Source organism: Butyrivibrio sp. (assembly GCF_024699075.1).
This window is the reverse complement of the sequence record NZ_JAILQF010000185.1, coordinates 1-5,376: the sequence shown is the minus strand read 5'-3', so window position 1 is coordinate 5,376 and position 5,376 is coordinate 1. Positions and strand designations below refer to the sequence as shown.

The 5,376-nt window shown below is 37.0% G+C and carries 5 protein-coding genes; all 5 read left to right on the top strand.

The genetic code is table 11. The annotated features are described in order from the left end of the window. A partial coding sequence (gene rfbF, locus K6G87_RS07280; RefSeq protein ID WP_296835415.1) for a glucose-1-phosphate cytidylyltransferase occupies positions 1–762 on the top strand: 762 nt, incomplete at its 5' end. 96 nt (positions 763–858) lie between these two features. Next, positions 859–1,911 (top strand): NAD-dependent epimerase/dehydratase family protein, encoded by a 1,053-nt coding sequence (locus K6G87_RS07275; protein WP_296835413.1) that lies wholly within the window; start codon positions 859–861, stop codon positions 1,909–1,911. A 25-nt stretch (positions 1,912–1,936) separates the two neighbouring features. Then, positions 1,937–2,902 (top strand): glycosyltransferase family 2 protein, encoded by a 966-nt coding sequence (locus tag K6G87_RS07270; RefSeq protein WP_296835411.1) that lies wholly within the window; start codon positions 1,937–1,939, stop codon positions 2,900–2,902. 102 nt (positions 2,903–3,004) lie between these two features. Continuing rightward, positions 3,005–4,006 (top strand): radical SAM/SPASM domain-containing protein, encoded by a 1,002-nt coding sequence (locus K6G87_RS07265; protein WP_296835409.1) that lies wholly within the window; start codon positions 3,005–3,007, stop codon positions 4,004–4,006. Positions 4,007–4,163: 157 nt separating this feature from the next. After that, positions 4,164–5,376, top strand: a 1,213-nt coding sequence (locus K6G87_RS07260) for a DUF6044 family protein (RefSeq protein WP_296835407.1), incomplete at its 3' end; no start/stop codon positions are given.

Sequence of the window (5,376 nt, the reverse complement as noted above, 5' to 3'; positions counted from 1 at the left end):
CTTCTTGCAGGTGGATATGGTACCAGAATAAGTGAAGAAAGTCATTTAAAACCAAAGCCCATGATAGAAATAGGTGAGAAGCCTATTATATGGCATATCATGAAGGAATATTCACATAGAGGTTTTAATGACTTCATTATATGCGCAGGTTATAAGCAGTATGTGATCAAGGAATGGTTTGCTAACTATTATCTTTATAATAGTGATGTGACCTTTGATCTTACTGCAGATAATCGCATGACTATCCATAACAATATGTCTGAACCTTGGAAAGTTACCATTGTTGATACGGGAATAGATACCATGACAGGCGGACGTATCAAGAGAATACAGAAGTATGTCGGAGATGATACTTTTATGGTATCCTATGGAGACGGCGTAAGTGATATCGACATGAATGATATTTTGAAGTTTCACAAGGATCATGGCAAGATTGCAACTATTACATCTGTTAATATAGGACAGAGATTTGGAACACTTGAAATGGACGGCTCTAAGATAACTTCTTTTCATGAGAAGAATGAAGAAGATGGAAGCCGCATTAATGCTGGTTACATGGTCATGGAACCAGAGGTTTTTGATTATATCAAAGATGATAGTACTGTATTTGAAAAGGATGTCCTTGAAAAACTTGCCGTAGAAGGTCAGCTCATGGGATACAGATATGACGGCTTCTGGCAGTGCATGGATACAAAGCGCGAAAGAGACAGGCTTGAAGAATTATGGAGTAGTGGAAATGCTCCATGGAAGACTTGGAAGTAGCATGACGAAATAAGAGTTATAAGATTTTCTTGAAAAAAAGTATTTTTTTCATCATAAAATGATAAATATTAAAACAGTAATTAAAGGACGGCATATATGAAAACAATTGATGCAAGTAAGACATATTTAGTAACTGGTGCAGCAGGATTTATAGGGTATCACCTGTCAAAGAGACTCATCGAAGCTGGTGCTAAGGTTATAGGTTTTGATAATATGAATGATTACTATCCTGTAGCTCTTAAGGAAGAGAGATTAAGACTTCTTGGTATTGCAATAGAAGAGGCCAAGGCTTCTGGTAAGAACGCCTCATTTACTTTTGTAAAAGGCGATCTTAAGAACAAGGATGATGTAGATAATGTATTTAATGAATATAAGCCTGATATCGTAATGAACCTTGCAGCTCAGGCAGGTGTTCGATATTCTATAGATAATCCGGGCTCATATATAGAGTCTAATCTTATAGGCTTTTTCAATATACTTGAAGCCTGCAGACATAGCTATGATAATACAGCAGATGGATATAAAGGAGTAGAGCATCTTGTATATGCTTCATCAAGCTCTGTTTATGGTGGTAATACCAAGGTTCCATTCTCAACAGAAGATAAAGTGGATGAGCCTGTAAGCTTATATGCTGCTACCAAGAAGTCCAATGAGCTTATGGCACATGCATATTCAAAGCTTTATGGAATCCCTGCTACAGGTCTTAGATTTTTTACAGTTTATGGTCCTCTTGGAAGACCCGATATGGCACTGTTTAAATTTACTGATAAGATAATGGCAGGTAAGCCTATTCAGATATACAATAATGGTGATATGAAGCGTGACTTCACTTATATTGATGATATAGTTACAGGTATAATTAATATCCTTCCTAATGCTCCAAAAGATAATGGTAAGGGTGCACGATATAAGGTATATAACATTGGTAATAATCATCCTGAACCTCTTATGGATATGGTAACATTCCTTGAGCAGGCACTTGGAATTACAGCTAATAAAGAATTCCTTCCAATGCAGGCAGGAGATGTATATCAGACCTATGCTGATGTAACAGAACTTGAAAGAGACTTTGGCTTTAAGCCGGCAACTCCGCTTAAAGATGGAATAGAATCTTTTGTCAGATGGTACAAAGAATATTATAAAGCCTGATAGATGGGTTATATGTGAGGATTATATGGATAAGATAGCGGTACTGATACCATGCTACAATGAAGAAAAGACAATTAAAAAGGTAATAGAGGATACTAAGAAGGCTTTGCCGGAAGCTGTTATCTATGTATATAACAATAACTCTTCTGACAGGACAGCAGAGATAGCAGAAAGTGCCGGAGCAGTAGTAAGAAATGAGTACATGCAGGGTAAGGGCAATGTCATAAGAAGAATGTTCCGTGAGATAGAGGCTCAGTGCTATATAATGGTTGATGGTGATGATACCTATCCTATGGAAGCTGCTCCTGAAATGGTTGAGAAGGTGCTTGGTCATAACGCTGATATGGTAGTTGGTGACAGACTTTCATCAACATATTTTACAGAGAATAAGAGACCCTTCCATAATTTTGGTAACAGTCTTGTAAGAGGCTCTATCAATAAGCTTTTTGAATGTGATGTTAGGGATATAATGACAGGCTATAGAGCTTTCAGCTACGAATTTGTAAAGACATTCCCAGTACTTTCAAAAGGTTTTGAAATAGAGACTGAGATGACAATTCATGCTGTAACTAATAATATGCAGATAGAGAATGTAGTCATTGAATACCGTGACAGGCCGGAGGGCTCTGAATCAAAGCTTAACACCTATTCTGACGGCTTTAGAGTTATAAGGACTATATCAAGACTTTATAGGGATTATAAGCCGCTTCATTTCTTCTCAGTTATGGCGGTGATACTTGCGGCGCTTGCTGTTATATTTATTATTCCTGTATTTACAGAGTTCTGGGAGACGGGAGAAGTTAGGAGATTCCCGACACTTATAGTATGCGGCTTTACAATGATCGCTGCACTTCAGGCTTTCTTCAATGGTCTTATGCTTCAGAATATGGCTATCAATAATCGTCGTACATTCGAAATGCAACTTAACGGACTTCACAGAAAGAAGAAGGCACTTATAGCACAGATGAATGATGAAAGTGATATTGACTAATATAGTACAATAGTGATTACAGGTGTTTAAAATTTTACCCTCCTTTATGCGAGGGCGGTTAGTAGTAAAGTTTAGATAATAAAATAGAAAGAAGTAATATATATGCCAATCAGAGTTAACAGTTTCATGGGTAAACTTGGCTGGAATGCCAGAAAATATCTTCCAAATCTTGCAAGTAATGCTTATCTTAAGCTTCAGTTTATTACAAGATCACGTTCACAGAAGAAGTATGTTGACTACTTTATGAACAGTCCTGAAGTTCCGAAGCCTAATGTAGTTAATATAGAGACTATCAACAGATGTAATTCTACCTGCGCTTTCTGTACAGCTAATGTTCATGCAGAAAAGCGTCCACTTGCCAAGATTGATGAGAATCTTTATCGTTCAATCATAGATCAGCTTGCGGACTGGGATTACAAGGGACATCTTACACTTTATGGTAATAATGAACCCTGGCTTGATACTCGTATTGTAGAGTTCCATAAGTATGCGAGAGAAAAGCTCCCTGAAAGCTTTATATTCATGTCTACTAACGGACTTATTCTTACAATTGAGAAAGTTAAAGAGATCCAGCCATATATCAATCAGCTGATCATCAATAACTATTCTATGGAGATGAAGCTTCATCCTAATATTCAGAAGATATATGAGTATGTTAAGGCTCATCCGGATGAGTTCAAGGATCTTGATATTCAGATTCAGATGAGATATCTCCAGGAAGTACTTACTAACAGAGCAGGAAGTGCTCCTAATAAGAAGGCTACAGAGAAGGTTATCAAGGAGACTTGTCTTCTTCCATTCACAGATATGTGGATTATGCCTAATGGTAAGATAGGCCTTTGCTGCTGTGATAACTTCGAAGTTACTGATTTTGGAGATCTTAATGAGATGCCTCTAAAAGAGGCCTGGGGAAGTCCTAAGCTTATGGCGGCAAGAAAGGCTATAGCTTCAGGACGTCAGAACTACAAGTTTTGTACTCACTGCGACTTCATAGATGCAGGCTTTAGAATGCAGGTTGTTAATGCAATCCTTAAGCATGGCGAAGATGCTGCCCACAATATAGGTGGTCAGGAACGAATGAAGATATTCAAGAAAGAAAAGTAATACATTGTAATTTATGAATGGCGATTTTGTTTTTTATAAAATAAAATCGCTTTTCTAAAATTTTAGGAAATTGAAACAGTAATAACTACTGTAAGAGCTGCTTATAGATACACATTTTAGTATCTTATAGTTAATTAAGATTATGAGGAATTTTGCTATGACAGATTTTTTAGATACAATAGGCAGATTTTTTGCAAGATTCTGGGCCTTCATTTTTGTAGGCCTGTTTTTCATATGTACGATAGTTCTTTATGCAAGCTTGGGAGAAGATAGCTATATAGCAATTCATGACAATCTTGACCTCTTCATACCACAGTTTCAGATGATGAAAAACGATGGAACATTTTTTGCTCTGGAGGCTGGTACGGACTTTTTAAATGGCATTAGCAGAAATGTGCTTCCATCAGAGTTTTCTCTATACACAGTATTATTTATGATACTGCCTTCATTTTGGGCTTATGTTGCAGGATATCTTGTTAAAATCATAATTGCTATGGCTGGTAGCGGTCTTCTTGTTTATGACATCCTTACACACGAGGGTCTTGATACATGGACTAAAAGGGGCGTATATTATGTGCACCCTGTAAAGCGTGACTATACTTCAGTTATTACTATTACTGTTCTTATATCATTTACATATGGTATTCTGAATCTGTTCCCTGCATTTGGAATTCCATTTGCATCAATTCCGCTTATAATCTATCTTCTTAGGATCACATATATGGAACCGACATTTTGGAAGTTCCTTCTGATATTCTGTTATCCTTTCGTGTCATACTTCTCATATCATGGCATGTTCATAATGGGATATCTTGTGATAGCGATTATCTGGATGTGGATTCGTAATCATAAGTTCCCATGGCAGCTTGCGCTTGGACTTGTAGTTCTTGCTGCAGGAAGTGTTATATGCGAATACAGACTGTTTGCTACAATGCTCTTTTCAAGTGAAGAGACCATAAGATCTACTATGGTAGAAGCAGACTTATCAGCTATAGAGATACTAAAAGAGATCATAACATCCTGGACAGGCGGTATGATGCATGCCAATGATGCACACATGTATATAGTCCTTCCAACCTGTGTTATATACTTCTTCTATCTGAACAGTAAGTATATTAGAGAAGGCAATGGAATAGGTATATTCCATGACTATTTTAATTTCTGTGCTATTGGCATAGCTTTTAACAGTATTGTATACGGCCTTTATAACAGTGCATTTCTAAGGACTATATTTGAAACTATCGTACCACCGCTTAAGGGTTGGCAGTTCAACAGAACTATCTTCTTTAATCCTTTCCTTTGGTATGCATCATTTTTTATTGTGTGTTACAGAATCATATTGTGGGCTTTGCAGGGGAATCTTACTAGTG

Bases quoted from the DNA above. Each gene is read 5' to 3' on its own strand.
- K6G87_RS07275 (WP_296835413.1), top strand. From the start codon at position 859: ATGAAAACAATTGATGCAAGTAAGACATATTTAGTAACTGGTGCAGCA.
- K6G87_RS07265 (WP_296835409.1), top strand. From the start codon at position 3,005: ATGCCAATCAGAGTTAACAGTTTCATGGGTAAACTTGGCTGGAATGCC.
- K6G87_RS07270 (WP_296835411.1), top strand. From the start codon at position 1,937: ATGGATAAGATAGCGGTACTGATACCATGCTACAATGAAGAAAAGACA.